The following is an 18,093-nucleotide window of genomic DNA, read 5'->3' on the forward strand; positions in this document are numbered from 1 at the left end:
GGCGGCACCCGGATCGGGCGCCGCCATCGAAATCGTCAGCTCTTGCGCGGGGTCGGCCGCCAATCCTTCGGCGCCATTTCGAAGGTAGTGAAGTCGAAGGCCGGCGCGACCGTGCAGCCGACGAGGGTGTATTCGCCGAGAGAAGTGGCGGTCTGCCAGCACCCGGCAGGCACGACGAATTGCGGCCGTTCGCCCGCCTCGATGTTCGGGCCCAGCCGATGGGCGGCGGCATCGTGGCCGTTTTCTGAGATGGTGATCACCAGCGGCGCCCCGGCATACCAGTGCCAGACCTCTGCGGCGTCGTTCACCCGGTGCCATTCCGACGTCTCGCCGGCTTCGAGCAGATAGTAGATCGCGGTGGAGCGCGAGCGGCCGCCCTCGTCCGTGCGCTCGTCGCGGAAGGTCTCGCGGTACCAGCCGCCCTCGGGATGCGGCTTCATGTCGAGGCTTCTGACGATCTTGAGCGCGGCTGAACTCATCAGTACTGATCCCTTTTCTTTCTGATCGCGGCGAACACATCCACCGGGTCGGCGCCCTCCATGCCCATGGCTGCCATGAGGCTCGGATCGTCGGCCCGCAGGAACGGATTGGTCTTCTTCTCGCGTTCGAGCAGAACAGGCAAGGTCGGCAGGCCCTCGCGGCGCAATTCCTCGACCTCCCCGGCCCGCTCGCGAAGCGCGACGTTGGTCGGATCGACGGCAAGCGCGCATTTGGCATTGGTGGCCGTGTATTCGTGGCCGCAATAGAGCATCGTCTCGCCCGGCAGCTTACGCAGCTTCTGCAGCGACTCCCACATCATTGCCGGATCGCCTTCGAACAGCCGACCGCAGCCCAATGAAAACAACGTGTCGGCCGCAAACAGCGCCTTGGCCTGCGGCATGTAGTAGGAGACGTGGCCGAGCGTGTGGCCCGGCGTGTCGATCACTTCGACCGCGATGCCGCCGACGTCGATCGTCTCGCCGCCGGAGACCGCGCGGTCGATGCCGGGGATCTTCAGCCGCTCCTTCTGCGGCCCGATCACCTCGACGTGAAAGCGAGCCTTGAGCGCGTCGTTGGCGTCGACGTGGTCGCCGTGATGATGGGTCGTCAGGATGTGGGTGAGCGTCCATCCGGCCTCGTCCAGCGCCGCGAGGATCGGCTTTTCCTCTGGGGCGTCGATGGCAATCGTCGTGCCACTCTCGGCCTCGTGGACGAGAACGCCGAAATTGTCGCTTCGGCAGGAGAACTGCCGGATTTCGAAGGATGCCATGATGCCCTCCTGATGAGCGTTGCGCGCGATCGTCGGCCGAATACGGATACGCCGCAAGGAGGCGTCCCCCGGTGGCGCCGGCTTCTCGCCCGGCCGCCGGGGCGGCGGCCGTCGAATCTCGACTAAGACGGTTTCGAGCCGACCAGTCATCGTCCTATATGGGAAAAAGCCGCCGCGCTGGAACCTTGGGAGATTGCGCTCTGTCGACCAATGCCGACATCATCGATCTGTGCAATTTCTACGCCACGCCCCTCGGGTCGGTGGCGGCGCGTTCGATCACGCTGTCGCTCTCGCCGATCTGGCGGCCGATCTCGGAGGAGCGGCTGCTCGGGCTCGGCTATGCGACGCCCTACCTTTCCCGATTCGGCACCGACTGCGAACGGTCGCTGGCCTTCATGCCGGCGGCGCAAGGCGCCGAGCGCTGGCCCGCCGGCGCACCGCTCCGGACCGCCCTTGTCGGGATCGAGGACCTGCCGCTGGGCGACTCCTCGATCGACCGCATTCTGATGGTCCACGCACTGGAATTCGCCGAGAGCCCCGAAGCGCTTCTGGCCGAAACCTGGCGGGTGCTGGCGCCGGGCGGCAGCCTTATCATCGTCGTGCCGCACCGACGCGGTGTCTGGGCGCGGTTCGAGCACACGCCCTTCGGCTCCGGCCGCCCCTGGTCGCGCGGCCAGCTGACACGGCTCCTGCGCTCGGTGACCTTCACCCCCCATGCCTGGGGCGAGGCACTGTTCTTCCCGCCCTTCGAGCGCCAGCAACTGGTCCGATTCGCTCCAGCGATGGAGCGGATCGGACGGAAGTTCTGGCCGATGTTCGCGGGCGTGGTCATCATCGAGGCGGTCAAGCAGCTCCACCGCGGCATTCCCGTCGCCTCCGCGGCCAAGGAGCGGCGCGTGGCAAAGCCGGTGCTGGTGCCCGCAGGGGCTGGCGCGGGCGCGCGGGTCTGGCGCCGAAAGTTCCTGTAAGATATGGCGGTAAGGCGCGAACTCGACTTTTGCGCCAATGACTTGCGCCCGGTATCGGCGAACGGTCGGCCAGCGGCGGCATCCTTGCCGGTCGTCCGAAGCGGGGGCGTGTGGGAGGATACCGGCTTGAAGTTCGCTTTGAGGCGATTGACACATATCGACCTGCCCCAGAAGGCGGAGCGCTACCTTCCCGTCATGGCGACACAGGTCCTGTTCGCCGTCATTTGCAGCGCCGTGTCGATCGGTCTACGGTTCATCGCCGACCTGTTCATGCCGGGCGCCGGCCCATTCGCCCTGACCATCCCCGCCGTCCTCGTCGCCACCTTGTTCGGCCGTTGGCTTTGCGGCGCGATCACCGAGACGATCTCGTCCCTTTATGCGTGGTATTTCGTCCTGCCGGTCACCGGCAGCTTCTACTTCGCCGTGCCCGCGGACGGCCCGCGGGTCGTCGTCAACATGCTGTCGGGCTATTTCGTCGTCGCCCTCGCGGAGGCGTTCCGCCGCGCGGTCCGCCATGCGCTGGCCGATCGGGACGCCCTGCTTCTGGAACTGCAACACCGGGTGAAGAACAACTTCGCCTCGATCGCCTCGGTCCTGCGGCTGCAGATATCGGCGACACCGAGTGACGACGCCAAGGAGGAACTGAAGGCGGCGCTCGGCAGGGTCGAGAGCTTCGCCCAGGCCTACGAATTCCTCTATCACGACGCAGATTACACGGGCGCGGTCGAGATGCGGGGCTATCTCGAAGGCCTCTGCCGGGCTTTGGCGACGTCTCTCGGCTCGGCCCGCAACGTCGACATCCATTGCGACGCCGAGGCCGCCGACATCCCGCGCGACCGCGCGATCCTGATCGGGCTACTGGTCAACGAAGTGGCCAACAACAGCGTCAAGCATGCCTTCGGGGCGAGCGGCGGCGGGCAGATCCAGGTGCGGTTCCGGCGGGACGACGAAGCGTTTCGCGTCGAGGTCAGCGATGACGGGATCGGCATGAGCGGCAAAGGTCGACCCGGCTCGCTCGGCATGCGGCTGATCCGCGGACTGACCGCGCAGGCGAACGGCACGGTGGAAGTCGACAGCGGCAAGGGCGGTACGCGTCACAACTTCGTCTTCCAGCGATAGCCTCGCCGATCAAGACGAGGCGCCTACCGCTTCAGCACGAACACCGCCTGCTCGCCGAACAGGTTCCAGAACCACCATGGCATGTTCATGCCCATCTTCTGGCCGGTCGAGTTGATGGCGATGGCCGTCTCGACGGTAGCCCCGAGTTCCCCGGCCAGAGCGACGAAGTCGCGGATGGTACAGAAATGGATGTTCGGCGTCTCGTACCAGGCATGGGTGAGGTTGCGGGTCACCGGCATCGAGCCTCTGAGGCCGAGCGAATAGCGGATCGTCCAGTGGCCGAAATTCGGGAAGGAGACGATCGCCCGGCGCCCGATCCGCAGGAGTTCCGACAGCACCACCTTGGGATTGTGCGTCGCCTGGATGGTCTGCGAGAGGATCACGTAGTCGAAGGCGTCGTCGGGATAGTGGACGAGGTCCCGGTCGGCGTCGCCCTGAATCACCGAGAGCCCCCGGGCCACGCATTCGTTGACGCCGGCCTGGCTGATCTCGATGCCCCGCCCGTCCACGTGACGGCGCGATTGCAGGAGAGCCAGGAGCGCGCCGTCGCCCGATCCGATGTCGAGTACCCGTGTGTTCGGCTCGACCAGATCGGCGATCACTTCCAGGTCGACGCGGATTCCGGTCGCCGTCCCCGCGACGGTGTCACTGGTGGCTGTCGGGCCCGGCGCTCCGGTGTCGGCGGTGAGCGTCAACGCGAGAGCCCCCTCGCCCGCGCCGCCGACGACACGAAGCCGTCGATCGCGGCGAAGAAGTTCGGCTCTTCAAGCAGAAAGGCGTCATGGCCGCGATCCGTCTCGATCTCGACAAAGGAGACCGAAGCCGCCGCAGCGTTCAGCGCATGCACCACCGCGCGGTTCTCCTCCGTCGGGAACAGCCAGTCGGAGGAAAACGACACCAGGCAGAACCGCGTCTTCGAGCCTTGGAACGCCTTGGCGAGCGAGCCGTCGAAATCCGCGGCGATGTCGAAATAGTCCATCGCGCGGGTCATGTAGAGATAGGAATTGGCGTCGAAGCGGTCGACGAAGGTCATGCCCTGATGGCGCAGATAGCTCTCGATCTGGAAGTCAGCCTCGAAGCCGAAGCCCAGCCTCTCACGATCCTGCAGATTGCGGCCGAACTTGCGGTGCAGCGCCATCTCGGAAAGGTAGGTGACATGAGCCGTCATCCGGGCGACGGCGAGCCCTTTCACCGGGCGCTTGCCATGGGCGAAGTAGCGCCCGGCCTGCCAGTCGGGATCGGCCATCACGGCTTGGCGGCCGATCTCGTGGAAGGCGATGTTCTGGGCCGAATGCCGCGCACCGGTGGCGATCGGCAACGCGGCGAACACCCGCTCCGGATAGCTGACCGTCCACTGCAGCACCTGCATGCCGCCCATGGACCCGCCGATGACGGCAAACAGCGTGTCGATGCCGAGGCGGTCCACCAGCATCGCCTGGGCGCGCACCATGTCCGGGATGGTGATGACCGGCAGGGTCAGGCCGTAGGGCTCCCCCGTTTCCGGGTCGATCGAGGCCGGCCCGGTGGAGCCGAGGCAGCCGCCGATGACGTTCGAGCAGATGACGAAGTATCTGTCGGTGTCGATCGGCTTGCCGGGCCCGATGATCGAGGACCACCAGCCGGGCTTTCCGGTCACCGGCGACTGGCTCGCCGCGTAGTGATCGCCGGTCAGGGCGTGGCAGACGAGGATGGCGTTGGAGCGATCCGCGTTCAATTCGCCATAGGTGTTGTAGGCGATCTGGATCGGCGAGAGGTCGATGCCGGCATCGAGACGCAGTGGCTCGTCCGGGCCGAAATAGGCGACCGGACTGGATGGCTCGAGCGCCTCGCGGTTTCCCGCCGAGGTCGTCCGGCTCTTCCTCTCGATGTCGGCTGTCGGCCTCACGGTCGAAACCTCGCCTTTCATCTTCTCGCGCCCCTTTCGGGAAGCCCCTCTTCAGCAGCACAAACCGCATGATCGAGCGGCGACGACATCCTGACCGGAAGCCTCATCGCCACCTGGCCGAACCGTGTCGCACCGTACCGATCGCATCGACAGACAAGACCCGCCGCGGCGGTTCGAGCGAGGCCCTCGCGGGCCCCGCGCGCCAAAGCGAAAAGGATCAACCCCTCAGGATCTGCTCGATGCTCTCAGTGACCTCGTCGATCGGCGCCATGCCGTCGATCGAGCGGAGCGTACCCTTGCAGTGGTAGTAGCCGACCAGCGGCGAGGTCTCCTTGTAGTAGGCTCGCAGTCGGGAACGCATCGTCTCGGCGTTGTCGTCCGGCCGACGCTTGAACTCGGTCGAGCCGCAATTGTCGCAGACGCCCTCGTTCTTCGGTCGGCGGTCCTCGTCGTGATAGACAGTACCGCACTTTGCGCAGGAAAAGCGGCCAGAGACACGCTTCACCAGGACATCGTCGTCGACCTTCAGCTCGATGACGTGATCGAGATGCTGACCGCGCACATCGAGCAGCGCCTCGAGCGAGTCGGCCTGTTTGAGAGTCCTCGGATAGCCGTCGAGGATGAAGCCGCTCGAGCAGTCATCCGCCGCCAGCCGTTCGGCAACGATGGCATTCACCACCTCGTCGGGAACGAGATTGCCGGCGTCCATGATCGCCTTGGCCTTGACACCCACCTCGGTCTCGGCAGCCACCGCGGCCCGCAGCATGTCCCCCGTCGAAAGCTGCGGGATGCCGTGACGATCGATCAGACGCTGTGCCTGCGTTCCCTTTCCCGCCCCTGGCGGTCCAAGCAAAATCAGCTTCATCGTGCTCCGCGTCTCCCCCCTCTGAGCTTCGCCTTCTTCACGAGGCCCTCATATTGATGGGCCAAAAGGTGACCCTGAATCTGCGCCACCGTGTCCATCGTCACCGAGACGACGATGAGCAGCGACGTGCCTCCCAGGTAGAACGGGACGCCCGCGGCCGAAATCAGAAACTCTGGCAAAAGACAGATCAGCACAAGATAGATCGCCCCGATCACCGTGATGCGCGTCAGGACGTAGTCGATGTACTCGGCCGTCCGCTCGCCCGGACGGATGCCCGGGATGAAGCCGCCATGCTTCTTCAGATTGTCCGCCGTATCCTTCGGATTGAAGACGACGGCCGTATAGAAGAAGGCGAAGAAGGCGATGAGCCCGGCATAGAAAAGCATGTAGAGCGGCTGGCCGTGGCCGAGCGACGCAACGATCGCAGTGCCCCAATTCGGCAGCTGCGAGGTGTCGGTGAAATTCGCCACCGTCACCGGGAGAAGCAGGAGCGACGAGGCGAAGATCGGCGGAATGACGCCCGCCGTGTTCAGCTTCAGCGGCAGATGCGAGGTGTCGCCCTGGAACATCCGGTTGCCGACCTGGCGCTTCGGATATTGGATCAACAGCCTGCGCTGGGCGCGTTCGACGAAGACGATGAAGGCGATGCAGGCCACTGCGACGACGATGACGAGAAGGATGATCGCGGTCGACAGGGCACCGGTCCGGCCGAGCTCGAGCAGGTTGGCGATGGCTGCCGGCAGATGCGCGACAATGCCCGCAAAGATGATCAGCGAAATGCCGTTGCCGATGCCGCGCGAAGTGATCTGCTCACCGAGCCACATCAGGAACATCGTGCCGCCGACCAGGGTAATCACGGCGGAGACGCGGAAGAACCAGCCCGGATCAACGACGAGGCCGGCCTGCGTCTCAAGCCCGGCGGCGATGCCGTAGGCCTGGAACGTCGCAAGAAGCACGGTGCCGTAGCGGGTGTACTGGTTGATCACCTTGCGGCCCTGCTCGCCCTCCTTCTTCAGCTGCTCGAGCGAAGGAACGACGGAGGTCATCAACTGGATGATGATCGAGGCCGAGATGTAGGGCATGATTCCGAGGGCGAAGATCGCCATGCGGCCGACCGCGCCGCCGGAAAACATGTTGAACAGGCCGAGAATGCCGGTCGATTGCTGCTGGAACGCCTGGGCGAGCGCAGCCGGGTCGATGCCGGGCATCGGAATGTAGGTCCCGAGACGGTAGACCAGCAGCGCGCCGAGGGTAAACCAGATGCGCTTCTTCAGGTCCTCAGCCTTGCTGAAGGCCGAAAAATTCAAGTTCGCGGCAAGTTGTTCCGCTGCCGATGCCATGTCGAGGGGCTCCCCGGGTTGTCCCGTAAACGGCCGAGCAGCGCATCAGGCGCCCGACCGGACTCGGGCTCAAAGACGGACCTTTTGCCGAGACCCGTCAGATAAGCGGGAGTGCTCTGCCACGCAAGCGCCCAAATCGTCTCAGCGAACGATGCGCGAGCGAGGGCCCTCTCCCTCCGTGACGTCGGCCGGGCGACCGGCCGACGCAGTGGCCGCGGCTCAGGCCTCGGCAGTCGCGGCGGACTTGCGCACGACCGTCGCGGTGACGGAACCGCCGGCCTTTTCGACCTTATCGACGGCCGACTTCGAGGCCCCGGCGACGGTGATCGTCAACTTGGCCGAAAGGTCGCCGTCGCCGAGCAGCCGGACGCCGTCCTTGGGACGACGAATCACGCCGGCGGCGACGAGCGTCGCCAGATCGATCGGCTGCGAGGCGTCGAGCTTCTTGGCGTCCACGGCCTGCTGCAGGCGGCCGACGGAGACGACGTTGTAGTCCTTCGAAAAGATGTTGACGAAGCCGCGCTTCGGCAGGCGCCGGTAGAGCGGCATCTGACCACCCTCGAAGGCGTTCAGCGCAACGCCCGAACGGGACTTCTGGCCCTTGACGCCGCGTCCGCCGGTCTTGCCCTTGCCTGAACCGATGCCGCGTCCCACCCGCTTCTTGGAATGGGTGGCGCCGTCCAGGTCGGAAAGCTCGTTGAGTTTCATGTCTCTTCTCCTTGACCGCCGCGAGCCGCTTCAGCGCTCAGAGGCAGCCTGGTAAAAAGGGGGGAGTCGCGCATCCGCGCCCCGAATGACGGGCGCGGACAGGCAGCGGCGAAGCCCTCAGGCCTCGTCGACGACCCGGACCATGTGCCGGACCTTGGCGATCATCCCGCGAACGGCGGGCGTGTCTTCCAGGGTACGGCGACGGTTCATCTTGCCGAGACCCAGGCCGACCAGGGTCTGGCGCTGGTCCTTCGGACGACGGATGGGGCTGCCGATCTGCTCGACGGTCACCGTCTTGCCGGCGGTCTTGTCATTGGCCATGCTCAGGCTCCTTCAATCGATGGCACGAAGGCCGTCCGGCTCATTCAGCTGCGACGGCTTCCTCGGCGGCGGCGGGAGCCGCGCCACGGTGATCCTGGCGGCGAGCCTGCAGGGTCGAATACTTGATGCCGCGTCGCGCCGCGACGTCCTTGGGATGCGTCGCATTCTTCAACGCGTCGAAGGTGGCACGAACCATGTTGTAAGGGTTCGACGATCCCAGCGACTTGGCGACGACGTCGTGCATGCCGACGGCCTCGAAGACCGCGCGCATCGGACCGCCGGCGATGATGCCGGTACCGGCCTCGGCGGCGCGCAGGATCACCTTGCCGGCGCCGTGGCGGCCGGTGGCGTCGTGATGCAGCGTGCGTCCGTCTTTCAGCGGCACGAAAACCAGATCGCGCTTGGCGGCTTCCGTCGCCTTGCGGATGGCTTCGGGCACTTCGCGCGCCTTGCCATGGCCGAAGCCGACGCGCCCCTTGAGGTCGCCGACGACGACGAGCGCGGCAAAGCCGAAGCGCCGACCGCCCTTGACGACTTTGGCGACGCGGTTGATGTGGACGAGCTTGTCGACGAAACCGTCGTCGTGATCGTCGCGGCGATCATTGCGATCGTTACGAGGCGCCATATCCTAGTCCTTGTTTTTTTCCGGAGGCGTCCAAGAGATCGGCCGCCCTGGGGCGGCCGGGCGAAGCGGCGGCGCCTAAGCGCCACCGCCGAAGGGTGAGTGCCCGATCAGAAGTTCAGGCCGGCCTCGCGGGCCGAATCGGCCAGCGCCTTGACGCGGCCGTGATAGATGAACGCGCCGCGGTCGAAGACGACGTCGGTGACGCCCGCTTCCTTGGCGCGCTCGGCGACGAGCTTGCCGACGGCCGTGGCCGCGGCGACGTCCGCGCCGGTCTTCAGATCACCACGCAGGCTCGGCTCGAGCGTCGAGGCGGAAGCGAGCGTTCGCCCCGCCGCATCATCGATGATCTGCGCGTAGATGTTCTTCGACGAACGGTGGACCGAAAGACGGGGGCGACCGTTCGCCACCTTCTTCAGTGAGCGGCGTATCCGCGAAGCACGGCGCCGCAGCGATTCCTTAGGAGTAGCCATGACCGGACCTTACTTCTTCTTGCCTTCCTTACGGACGATCTTCTCGCCCGCGTACTTCACGCCCTTGCCCTTGTAAGGCTCGGGACCGCGATATTCGCGGATTTCCGCGGCGACCTGGCCGACGCGCTGCTTGTCGATGCCGGTGACGACGATCTCGGTCGGCTTCGGCACGGCGATCGAGATGCCCTCGGGCGTCTGATAGACGACTTCGTGGGAAAAGCCGAGCGAAAGCTGCAGGTTCTTGCCCTGCATGGCCGCGCGGTAACCGACGCCATTGATCTCGAGCTTCTTTTCGAAGCCGGTCTTCACGCCGGCGAAGATGTTCTCGATCATCGTGCGTGACATGCCCCACTTGGAACGTGCCATCTTCGACTGATCGCGCGGGTCGACCTTGACCGCCCCGTCTTCCATCTTAACCAGCACTTCGTCGTTGACGACGAAGGCAAGCTCGCCCTTCGGGCCCTTGGCCTTGACAGTCTGCCCATCGACCGAGGCGGTAACGCCCTCGGGAACGGAGACCGGCTTCTTTCCAATGCGGGACATTTCGAAACCCTGTCCGTTTCGTGCACGGCTGCCATCTGCCCTTTCGAGGCGACATACCATGCGTTTTCAAATGCTGACGGGTGGCGCGCGACCCTGCGGTCGATGCGACACCCGCCCTATGGCATAAAACTCGTCGGGTCAGAAGACCCGACAGAGAATCTCGCCGCCGACGTTCTGTTCGCGGGCATTGTGGTCCGCCATGACGCCCTTGGGCGTCGACAGGACCGAGATGCCGAGGCCATTGGCGACCTGCGGGATCGTCTTCGCCGAAACGTAGACGCGGCGGCCGGGCTTGGAGACACGCGCGATTTCGCGAATGACCGCCTGGCCCTCGTAGTATTTCAACTCGATCGTGTATTCGGACTTGCCGTTGCCGAATTCGGTGAGCGTGTAGCCGCGGATGTACCCCTCGTCCTTGAGGACGTCGAGCACACGGCCGCGCAGCTTCGAAGCCGGGGTCGAAACCGACGACTTGTTGCGCATGACGGCGTTGCGGATGCGGGTCAGCATGTCGCCGAGCGGATCAGACAAAGACATGGCGAACCCTCCTTACCAGCTCGACTTGACGATGCCGGGAATCTGGCCGCTATTGCCGAGTTCCCGGAGCGCGATGCGGCTCATCTTGAGCTTGCGGTAGTAGGCGCGCGGCCGACCGGTGACCTCGCAACGATTGCGAACGCGAACCTTCGAACCGTTGCGCGGCAGCTCGGCGAGCTGCAGCTGCGCCTTGAAACGCTCTTCCATCGGAGCGTCGGCGTTCTTGGTGATCGCCTTCAGAGCAGCCCGCTTGGCGGCGTACTTCGCCACCATTTCCTGACGGTGCTTGTTCTGCTCGATCATGCCCTTCTTGGCCATTATCTCGTCCTTTGCTCGTCTGCCGTTACAGGCGTCAGTTCGTACGGAAGGGGAAGTTGAACGCCTTCAGAAGGGCGCGCGCTTCCTCGTCCGTCTTGGCCGTCGTACAAACGATGATGTCCATGCCCCACATCTGATCGACCTTGTCGTAGTTGATCTCGGGGAACACGATGTGCTCCTTGATGCCCATGGCGAAGTTGCCACGGCCGTCAAAGCTCTTCGGATTGAGGCCGCGGAAGTCGCGGACCCGGGGCAGTGCGATCTGGATCAGCCGATCCACGAATTCGTACATGCGCTCGCGGCGCAGCGTCACCTTGCAGCCAATCGGCATGCCTTCGCGGACCTTGAAGCCCGCGATCGACTTGCCAGCGCGGGTGATCACCGGCTTCTGGCCAGCGATCCGCGCGAGGTCCTCGGCGGCGACCGTCGGCTTCTTGGAATCGCCGGTGGCTTCACCGACGCCCATGTTGATCACGATCTTCTCGAGCCGCGGCAGCTGCATGTCGTTCGCGTAGGAGAATTCCTCCTGCAACGCCTTGCGGACGTCCTCGCGATAGACGCGCTTGAGGCGCGGCTCGTAGTTAGCAGCTTCAGCCATTGATCTCTTCCCCCGAACGCTTGGCGACGCGCACCTTGGTGCCGTCTTCGAGAGTCTTGAATCCGATACGGGTCGCCTTGCCGTCCTTCGGGTCGGCGACCGCGAGGTTCGAAAGGTGGATCGGTGCTTCCTTGGCGATGATGCCGGCTTCCTGGGAAGCGGTCTGGCGCTGATGGCGCTTGACCATGTTCACGCCCTGGACCAAGGCCTTGTCGTCCTTGGGCATCATCTTGATGACTTCGCCCGACCGGCCCTTGTCCTTGCCGGCGAGCACGACGACTGTGTCGCCCTTGCGGATCTTCTGCATCGTCCGCTCTCCTCTTAAAGAACTTCGGGGGCCAGCGACACGATCTTCATGTGGTTCTTGCCGCGAAGCTCGCGGGGAACCGGTCCGAAGATACGGGTGCCGATCGGCTCTTTCTTGTTGTCGATCAGGACGGCGGCGTTCCGGTCGAACCGGATCACCGAACCGTCGGCGCGGCGGATGTCCTTGGCGGTACGCACCACCACGGCCTTCATCACATCGCCCTTCTTGACGCGGCCGCGCGGGATCGCCTCCTTCACGGACACGACGATGACGTCGCCGACCGAGGCGTACTTCCGCTTCGAGCCGCCCAGAACCTTGATGCACATGACACGACGAGCGCCGGAATTATCCGCGACGTCGAGGTTTGTTTGCATCTGAATCATGTCAGGCCGCCTTCAAAAGCTTGTCGCCGGGAGCGCCGCCATGTGCGGCGAACCGGCGCATTCGTTCAACTTGCTGCTTGCGTCGTCGACGCGCTGGAAACGACGGTCCAGCTCTTGTCCTTGGAGATCGGACGCGACTCCTGGATGGAGACGATGTCGCCGACCTTGCACTCGTTCTGTGCGTCGTGCGCCTTGTACTTCTTCGACCGGCGCACGGTCTTCTTCAGCAGCGGGTGGGCGAAACGACGTTCCACCAGCACCACCACCGTCTTGTCGTTCTTGTCGGAGACCACCGTCCCCTGCAGAATGCGTTTCGGCATTGTCTCGTCCTTCAGGCCTTGGCGTCGGCCGACTTGGCCCGTGCGATCGTCTTGATCCGCGCGATGTCGCGACGGACCTGGCGCACGCGCGCCGTGTTCTCGAGTTGACCCGTAGCACGCTGGAAACGCAGGTTGAACTGCTCTTTCTTCAGCTTGGCGAGCTCGTCGGTGAGTTCGTCCTGGGTCATGGTTCTGACGTCGGAAGCTTTCACGTCAAACTCTCCTATCATTCCGCGATGCGCTGGATGAAGCGCGTGCGGATCGGCAACTTTGCCGCGCCGAGGCGCAGGGCCTCGCGGGCGATGTCCTCGGGAACGCCGTCGATCTCGAACATCACGCGGCCGGGATGAACTCGCGCCGCCCAATAGTCGACGCCGCCCTTGCCCTTACCCATGCGCACTTCCGTCGGCTTCGACGTCACCGGAAGATCCGGGAAGATCCGGATCCATACCCGGCCCTGACGCTTCATCTGACGGGTGATCGCGCGGCGAGCCGCCTCGATCTGGCGAGCGGTAACCCGCTCCGGCTCGAGCGCCTTCAGACCGAAGGCGCCGAAGTTGAGAGCCGTTCCACCCTTGGAGGTACCGTGAATGCGTCCCTTGAACGCCTTCCGGTACTTGGTTCGTTTTGGCTGTAGCATCTTAGTCTACTCCGAATTCTCAACCGGCCCTCAGGCGTGCTCGCGGCGGCGCCCGCCACCACCACCACCGTGGCCATGGCCATCGCCCTCGACCGCACGGCGCTCAGAGGCCATCGGATCATGCTCGAGGATCTCGCCCTTGAAGATCCAGACCTTGACGCCGCAGATCCCGTAGGCCGTCTCGGCTTCGGCAGTGCCGTAATCGATGTCGGCGCGCAGCGTGTGCAGCGGCACCCGGCCCTCGCGGTACCACTCGGTGCGGGCGATCTCCGCGCCACCGAGACGGCCGCCGCAATTGATACGGATGCCTTCCGCACCGAGACGCATCGCCGACTGAACCGCGCGCTTCATGGCGCGGCGGAACGCCACGCGGCGCTCGAGCTGCTGGGCGATCGACTGCGCAACCAGCGTCGCATCGGTCTCGGGCTTGCGGACCTCGACGATGTTGATGTGCGTCTCGGCATTGGTCATCGAGGCGAGCTTCTTGCGAAGCTTCTCGATGTCGGCGCCCTTCTTGCCGATTACGATGCCCGGCCGTGCCGAGTGGATCGTGATGCGGCACTTCTTGTGCGGACGCTCGATGACGATCTTGGAGACCGCCGCCTGCTTCAGCTCATTCATCAGGTAGTTGCGGATCTTCAGATCCTCGTGGAGGAGCTTGCCGTACTCGCCCTTGTTGGCGAACCAGCGCGAGTCCCACGTCCGATTGATGCCGAGCCTGAAGCCGGTCGGATTGATTTTCTGACCCATTACGCGGCCTCCTCGACTTCCTCGACTTCGCGCACGACGATGGTCAGATGCGCGAACGGCTTCTCGACCCGACTTGCACGGCCGCGACCGCGGGCGTGGAAGCGCTTCATCGTGATCGACTTGCCGACATAGGCCTCGGCGACCACCAGAGCGTCAACGTCGAGATCATGATTGTTCTCGGCGTTCGCAATCGCGCTTTCCAGCGTCTTCTTGACCGTCTCGGCAATACGCTTGCGCGAGAAGGTGAGATCTGCGAGCGCGCGGTCGACCCTCTTGCCGCGGATCAGCTGCGCGACGAGATTGAGTTTCTGCGGGCTGACGCGGATCGAGCGGGCCACAGCCCTCGCCTCGTTCTCCGCAAGCCGACGCTCGGCTTTCGCCTTGCCCATGGTTACTTCCTCTTCGCCTTCTTGTCGGCGCCGTGGCCGTAGTAGGTGCGGGTCGGGGCGAACTCGCCGAACTTGTGTCCGACCATGTCCTCGTTGACCGATACCGGAATGTGCTTGTTGCCGTTGTAGACGCCGAAGGTCAGACCCACGAACTGCGGCAGAATCGTCGACCGCCGGCTCCAGATCTTGATGACGTCGTTGCGGCCGCTCGAGCGGGCCTTGTCGGCCTTCTTGAGAAGAAAGCCATCGACGAACGGGCCCTTCCAGACAGAACGTGCCATTGAAAGTTTCCCTTACTTCTTGCGCTGATGGCGCGAGCGCATGATGAACTTGTCGGTCGCCTTGTTCTGGCGCGTGCGCTTGCCCTTGGTCGGCTTGCCCCACGGCGTGACCGGATGACGACCGCCCGAGGTGCGGCCTTCGCCACCGCCATGCGGATGGTCGACCGGGTTCATCGCGACGCCGCGCACATGCGGACGTCTGCCCAGCCAGACGCTACGGCCGGCTTTGCCGAGATTGATGTTGCCGTGGTCCGGGTTCGACACCGCTCCGACCGTCGCGAAACACGAGGCCGGAACGAGCCGCTGCTCACCCGAATTGAGGCGCAGGATCGCCATGCCCTGATCGCGACCGACCAGCTGGGCGTAGGAGCCCGCCGAACGGGCGATCTGGCCACCTTTTTCCGGCTTCATCTCCACATTGTGGATGATGGTGCCGACCGGCAGAGCCGACAGCGGCATCGCATTGCCCGGCTTCACGTCGACGCCAGACAATCCGGCGACCACCTTGTCGCCGGCGGCAAGACGCTGCGGTGCCAGGATGTAGGCGAGCTCGCCGTCCTCATAGCGGATCAGCGCGATGAAGGCCGTGCGGTTCGGATCGTATTCGAGCCGCTCCACCGTTCCGACGACGTCGAGCTTGCGGCGCTTGAAGTCGACGATGCGGTAGGTCCGCTTGTGACCGCCGCCCTGATAGCGGGCGGTGATGCGGCCGGTGTTGTTGCGCCCGCCCTTGGAGCTGAGCCCCTCGGTCAGATGCTTGACCGGCTTGCCCTTGTGGAGCCCCGAACGGTCGACGATGACCAGCTGGCGCTGGCTCGGCGTGTTCGGTTTGAAATTTTTCAGTGCCATCTGCTTTTTCCTCCGGTCCCGCTCAGAGTCCGGTCGAGACGTCGATGGACTGGCCCTCGGCCAGCGTCACGACGGCTTTTTTCTGATCGCTCTGCCGACCGATGCGGCCCTTGAAGCGCTTGACCTTGCCCTTGCGGACCAAAGTGTTCACCGCGGCGACCTTGACGTTGAACAGAGCCTCGACCGCCGCCTTGATCTGCGGCTTGCTGGCAGTGCCCGGCACGTTGAAGACGACCTGGTTCGATTCCGACAGCAGGGTCGACTTCTCGGTGATCACCGGCGAGGTGATCACGTCATAATGGCGCAGATCCGTCATTTGAACCGCTCCTCGAGAGCCTCGACTGCGGCCTTGGACAGAACCAGCGTCTGCCGGCGCAGAATGTCGTAAACATTGATGCCCTGCACCGGCAGGACGTCGATGTGCGGAATGTTGCGGGCCGAACGCGAGAAGTTCACGTCGAGCTCCGCGCCACCGATGATCAGCGCGTTGGCGAGACCGAGATCGGCGAAACGCTTCACCGCACCCTTGGTCTTGCCGTCTTCTGCCTTCAACTCGTCGACGACGATGAGGCCGCCGGACTTCGCCTTGGCCGACAGAGCGTGCCGGAGCGCCAGCGCCCGGAACTTCTTCGGAAGATCATGGGCATGGCTGCGGGTCGTCGGACCATGCGCCTTGCCGCCGCCGCGGAACTGCGGCGCGCGGGCCGAGCCGTGACGGGCACGACCGGTGCCCTTCTGGCGGTAGAGCTTGGCGCCGGTCCGGGCGATCTCGGCGCGGCCGAGCGTCTCGTGCGTGCCCTGCTGGCGCTTGGCGAGCTGCCAGCGAACCATGCGCTGCAGGATGTCCTCGCGCGGCTCAAGGCCGAAGATCTCGTCTGCCAGCGTCACCTTGCCGGCGTCGGCGCCGTCGAGGCTCTTGATCGTGATGTCCATTACTCAGCCCCCTCGGCTTCGGCCGCTTCGACCTTGGCGCCGTCATTCGCAGCCTGGCGGAGCGCAGCCGGCTTCGGCGCGTTCTCGGGCAGCGAAGCCTTGACCGCGTCGCGGACCTCGATCCAGCCACCCTTCGAACCCGGCACCGCGCCGCGAACGAGGATCAGACCCTTTTCCGGATCGGTGCGAACGATCTCGAGGTTCTGGGTGGTCACCCGAACCTGGCCCATGTGACCGGCCATCTTCTTGTTCTTGAAGACCTTGCCCGGATCCTGGCGCTGACCAGTCGAACCGTGCGAACGGTGCGACACGGAAACGCCGTGGGTCGCGCGCAGACCGCCGAAGTTGTGGCGCTTCATCGCACCGGCAAAGCCCTTGCCGATGGAGGTGCCCGTCACGTCCACGATCTGGCCCGGGACGAAATGATCGGCGGTGATCTCGGCACCGATGTCGATCATGTTGTCTTCGGACACGCGGAACTCGACGAGCTTGCGCTTCGGCTCGACGGAGGCCTGGGCAAAGACGCCCCGCATGGCCTTCGACGTATTCTTCACCTTGGCGAGACCGGCGCCGAGCTGAACGGCGGTGTAGCCGTTCTTCTCGCGGGTCCGCTGGGCGACGACCTGCAGGTTCTCGACCCTCAGGACGGTGACCGGAACATGTTCGCCGGCGTCGTTATAGACGCGGGTCATGCCGACCTTCTGTGCAATCACACCTGAACGCATGGGCGTTATCCTTCCCGTGCTCTGATCAGAGCTTGATCTCGACATCGACGCCGGCGGCGAGGTCGAGCTTCATCAGCGCATCGACCGTCTGCGGCGTCGGATCGACAATGTCGAGAAGCCGCTTATGGGTGCGCATTTCGAACTGTTCGCGCGACTTCTTGTCGACGTGCGGCGAACGGTTCACGGTGAACTTCTCGATGCGCGTCGGCAGCGGGATCGGCCCGCGCACATTCGCGCCCGTGCGCTTGGCCGTCGACACGATCTCGCGCGTCGAAGCGTCGAGGACCCGATGGTCGAACGCCTTCAGACGGATGCGGATATTCTGGCCGTTCATGTTCTATTGTCCTCTGTCGGAAGCGGCTGGCTGTCGCCGGCCCTTCTCCGAGCGCTTATCATTCTCAAAGTCAGCCAATCTGTGCGCGGGATGTCGCCCCGCCCGCCCCTCGACTGGAGGGGCGAAGCGGCTGGCGCCAGCGGCCGAAGATGCTGCCAGGCGCCAGCCGAAGACGCGGATGCTACTCGACGATCGCCGCGACGATGCCGGCGCCGACGGTGCGGCCGCCTTCGCGGATGGCGAAGCGCAGGCGCTCTTCCATGGCGATCGGCACGATCAGCGTGACGTCCATGGTCACGTTGTCGCCCGGCATCACCATCTCGGTGCCCTCGGGCAGCGTGCAGACGCCGGTCACGTCCGTCGTGCGGAAGTAGAACTGCGGCCGGTAGTTGGTGAAGAACGGCGTGTGACGGCCACCCTCTTCCTTGGTCAGGATGTAGGCCTCGGCCTTGAACTTGGTGTGCGGCTTCACCGAACCCGGCTTGCACAGCACCTGGCCACGCTCGACACCTTCACGATCCACACCGCGGATCAAAGCGCCGATGTTGTCGCCGGCCTGGCCCTGGTCGAGCAGCTTGCGGAACATCTCGACGCCGGTGACCGTCGTCTTCTTGGTGTCGCGGATGCCGACGATCT

The 18,093-nt window shown here is 64.7% G+C and carries 30 protein-coding genes; 2 read left to right on the plus strand and 28 right to left on the minus strand.

The genetic code is table 11. The annotated features are described in order from the left end of the window. Positions 1-35: 35 nt before the first annotated feature. Together GTK09_RS04655 and gloB are read right to left on the minus strand one after the other, a co-directional pair. On the minus strand, positions 36-479 hold the full coding sequence (locus GTK09_RS04655; RefSeq protein WP_163461315.1) for a cupin domain-containing protein: 444 nt from the start codon (positions 477-479) through the stop codon (positions 36-38). Continuing rightward, the gene (gene gloB, locus GTK09_RS04660) at positions 479-1,249 is read right to left on the minus strand and encodes a hydroxyacylglutathione hydrolase (RefSeq protein ID WP_163461316.1); all 771 of its coding nucleotides are present in this window, start codon (positions 1,247-1,249) and stop codon (positions 479-481) included. The genes GTK09_RS04655 and gloB overlap by 1 nt, the downstream gene beginning before the upstream one ends. Positions 1,250-1,434: 185 nt before the next feature. Between gloB and GTK09_RS04665 the strand changes: the two genes are divergently transcribed. Together GTK09_RS04665 and GTK09_RS04670 are read left to right on the plus strand one after the other, a co-directional pair. Continuing rightward, a complete protein-coding gene (locus tag GTK09_RS04665) occupies positions 1,435-2,217 on the plus strand; it encodes a class I SAM-dependent methyltransferase (protein ID WP_246217691.1) in 783 nt (260 codons plus the stop codon). Between the two features lie 126 nt (positions 2,218-2,343). Then, the gene (locus tag GTK09_RS04670) at positions 2,344-3,336 is read left to right on the plus strand and encodes a sensor histidine kinase (protein WP_163461318.1); all 993 of its coding nucleotides are present in this window, start codon (positions 2,344-2,346) and stop codon (positions 3,334-3,336) included. A 23-nt stretch (positions 3,337-3,359) separates the two neighbouring features. Here GTK09_RS04670 and metW read toward each other — a convergent pair whose 3' ends face one another. The 26 genes from metW to GTK09_RS04800 all read right to left on the minus strand — a co-directional run. Beyond that, positions 3,360-3,956 (minus strand): methionine biosynthesis protein MetW, encoded by a 597-nt coding sequence (metW, locus tag GTK09_RS04675; RefSeq protein ID WP_163461466.1) that lies wholly within the window; start codon positions 3,954-3,956, stop codon positions 3,360-3,362. 71 nt (positions 3,957-4,027) lie between these two features. Beyond that, positions 4,028-5,242 carry a homoserine O-acetyltransferase MetX gene (gene metX / locus GTK09_RS04680; protein ID WP_163461319.1) on the minus strand — a complete coding sequence of 405 codons (1,215 nt, stop codon included), beginning with the start codon at positions 5,240-5,242 and terminating at the stop codon, positions 4,028-4,030. A gap of 196 nt (positions 5,243-5,438) precedes the next feature. After that, entirely contained in the window at positions 5,439-6,086 is a 648-nt protein-coding gene (locus GTK09_RS04685) for an adenylate kinase (RefSeq protein ID WP_163461320.1), read from the minus strand. Further along, positions 6,083-7,426 (minus strand): preprotein translocase subunit SecY, encoded by a 1,344-nt coding sequence (gene secY / locus GTK09_RS04690; RefSeq protein ID WP_163461321.1) that lies wholly within the window; start codon positions 7,424-7,426, stop codon positions 6,083-6,085. Before secY ends, GTK09_RS04685 begins: the two co-directional genes overlap by 4 nt. A 219-nt stretch (positions 7,427-7,645) precedes the next feature. Then, positions 7,646-8,134, minus strand: coding sequence for a 50S ribosomal protein L15 (gene rplO, locus GTK09_RS04695; RefSeq protein WP_163461322.1), 489 nt, complete (start codon positions 8,132-8,134; stop codon positions 7,646-7,648). Between the two features lie 117 nt (positions 8,135-8,251). Continuing rightward, complete coding sequence (rpmD, locus tag GTK09_RS04700) at positions 8,252-8,455, minus strand: 50S ribosomal protein L30 (RefSeq protein ID WP_163461323.1); 204 nt, start codon at positions 8,453-8,455, stop codon at positions 8,252-8,254. 40 nt (positions 8,456-8,495) lie between these two features. Then, positions 8,496-9,080 carry a 30S ribosomal protein S5 gene (rpsE, locus tag GTK09_RS04705; RefSeq protein ID WP_163461324.1) on the minus strand — a complete coding sequence of 195 codons (585 nt, stop codon included), beginning with the start codon at positions 9,078-9,080 and terminating at the stop codon, positions 8,496-8,498. A 107-nt stretch (positions 9,081-9,187) separates the two neighbouring features. Then, on the minus strand, positions 9,188-9,550 hold the full coding sequence (rplR, locus tag GTK09_RS04710; RefSeq protein WP_163461325.1) for a 50S ribosomal protein L18: 363 nt from the start codon (positions 9,548-9,550) through the stop codon (positions 9,188-9,190). Between the two features lie 9 nt (positions 9,551-9,559). After that, positions 9,560-10,093 (minus strand): 50S ribosomal protein L6, encoded by a 534-nt coding sequence (gene rplF, locus GTK09_RS04715; protein WP_163461326.1) that lies wholly within the window; start codon positions 10,091-10,093, stop codon positions 9,560-9,562. 138 nt (positions 10,094-10,231) lie between these two features. Next, the gene (gene rpsH / locus GTK09_RS04720; RefSeq protein ID WP_163461327.1) at positions 10,232-10,630 is read right to left on the minus strand and encodes a 30S ribosomal protein S8; all 399 of its coding nucleotides are present in this window, start codon (positions 10,628-10,630) and stop codon (positions 10,232-10,234) included. A gap of 12 nt (positions 10,631-10,642) precedes the next feature. Then, positions 10,643-10,948: a 30S ribosomal protein S14 gene (rpsN, locus tag GTK09_RS04725; protein ID WP_163461328.1), complete on the minus strand. Its 306-nt coding sequence runs from the start codon at positions 10,946-10,948 to the stop codon at positions 10,643-10,645. Between the two features lie 34 nt (positions 10,949-10,982). Further along, entirely contained in the window at positions 10,983-11,546 is a 564-nt protein-coding gene (gene rplE, locus GTK09_RS04730; RefSeq protein WP_163461329.1) for a 50S ribosomal protein L5, read from the minus strand. Beyond that, positions 11,539-11,853: a 50S ribosomal protein L24 gene (gene rplX / locus GTK09_RS04735; protein WP_163461330.1), complete on the minus strand. Its 315-nt coding sequence runs from the start codon at positions 11,851-11,853 to the stop codon at positions 11,539-11,541. Before rplX ends, rplE begins: the two co-directional genes overlap by 8 nt. Before the next feature lie 14 nt (positions 11,854-11,867). Continuing rightward, a complete protein-coding gene (gene rplN, locus GTK09_RS04740; RefSeq protein WP_163461331.1) occupies positions 11,868-12,236 on the minus strand; it encodes a 50S ribosomal protein L14 in 369 nt (122 codons plus the stop codon). A gap of 65 nt (positions 12,237-12,301) precedes the next feature. Beyond that, the gene (rpsQ, locus tag GTK09_RS04745) at positions 12,302-12,556 is read right to left on the minus strand and encodes a 30S ribosomal protein S17 (protein WP_163461332.1); all 255 of its coding nucleotides are present in this window, start codon (positions 12,554-12,556) and stop codon (positions 12,302-12,304) included. 11 nt (positions 12,557-12,567) lie between these two features. Then, complete coding sequence (gene rpmC / locus GTK09_RS04750; protein WP_163461333.1) at positions 12,568-12,768, minus strand: 50S ribosomal protein L29; 201 nt, start codon at positions 12,766-12,768, stop codon at positions 12,568-12,570. Between the two features lie 14 nt (positions 12,769-12,782). After that, the gene (gene rplP / locus GTK09_RS04755) at positions 12,783-13,196 is read right to left on the minus strand and encodes a 50S ribosomal protein L16 (protein WP_163461334.1); all 414 of its coding nucleotides are present in this window, start codon (positions 13,194-13,196) and stop codon (positions 12,783-12,785) included. Positions 13,197-13,226: 30 nt separating this feature from the next. After that, positions 13,227-13,946 (minus strand): 30S ribosomal protein S3, encoded by a 720-nt coding sequence (rpsC, locus tag GTK09_RS04760; RefSeq protein ID WP_163461335.1) that lies wholly within the window; start codon positions 13,944-13,946, stop codon positions 13,227-13,229. After that, the gene (gene rplV, locus GTK09_RS04765) at positions 13,946-14,335 is read right to left on the minus strand and encodes a 50S ribosomal protein L22 (protein ID WP_163461341.1); all 390 of its coding nucleotides are present in this window, start codon (positions 14,333-14,335) and stop codon (positions 13,946-13,948) included. Before rplV ends, rpsC begins: the two co-directional genes overlap by 1 nt. A 2-nt stretch (positions 14,336-14,337) precedes the next feature. Next, entirely contained in the window at positions 14,338-14,616 is a 279-nt protein-coding gene (gene rpsS / locus GTK09_RS04770; protein WP_163461343.1) for a 30S ribosomal protein S19, read from the minus strand. Between the two features lie 12 nt (positions 14,617-14,628). Beyond that, positions 14,629-15,465 (minus strand): 50S ribosomal protein L2, encoded by an 837-nt coding sequence (gene rplB / locus GTK09_RS04775; protein ID WP_163461345.1) that lies wholly within the window; start codon positions 15,463-15,465, stop codon positions 14,629-14,631. 22 nt (positions 15,466-15,487) lie between these two features. After that, positions 15,488-15,781, minus strand: a complete 294-nt coding sequence (locus GTK09_RS04780) for a 50S ribosomal protein L23 (protein WP_163461346.1) — start codon at positions 15,779-15,781, stop codon at positions 15,488-15,490. Continuing rightward, positions 15,778-16,398: a 50S ribosomal protein L4 gene (rplD, locus tag GTK09_RS04785; protein WP_163461348.1), complete on the minus strand. Its 621-nt coding sequence runs from the start codon at positions 16,396-16,398 to the stop codon at positions 15,778-15,780. Before rplD ends, GTK09_RS04780 begins: the two co-directional genes overlap by 4 nt. After that, entirely contained in the window at positions 16,398-17,123 is a 726-nt protein-coding gene (gene rplC / locus GTK09_RS04790) for a 50S ribosomal protein L3 (protein ID WP_163461350.1), read from the minus strand. The genes rplD and rplC overlap by 1 nt, the downstream gene beginning before the upstream one ends. Positions 17,124-17,148: 25 nt before the next feature. Then, complete coding sequence (gene rpsJ, locus GTK09_RS04795; RefSeq protein ID WP_006205468.1) at positions 17,149-17,457, minus strand: 30S ribosomal protein S10; 309 nt, start codon at positions 17,455-17,457, stop codon at positions 17,149-17,151. 181 nt (positions 17,458-17,638) lie between these two features. Further along, positions 17,639-18,093, minus strand: a 455-nt coding sequence (locus GTK09_RS04800) for an EF-Tu C-terminal domain-related protein (RefSeq protein ID WP_163461352.1), incomplete at its 5' end; no start/stop codon positions are given.

This window comes from Jiella pacifica (assembly GCF_010500815.1).
GTDB lineage: Bacteria > Pseudomonadota > Alphaproteobacteria > Rhizobiales > Rhizobiaceae > Jiella > Jiella pacifica.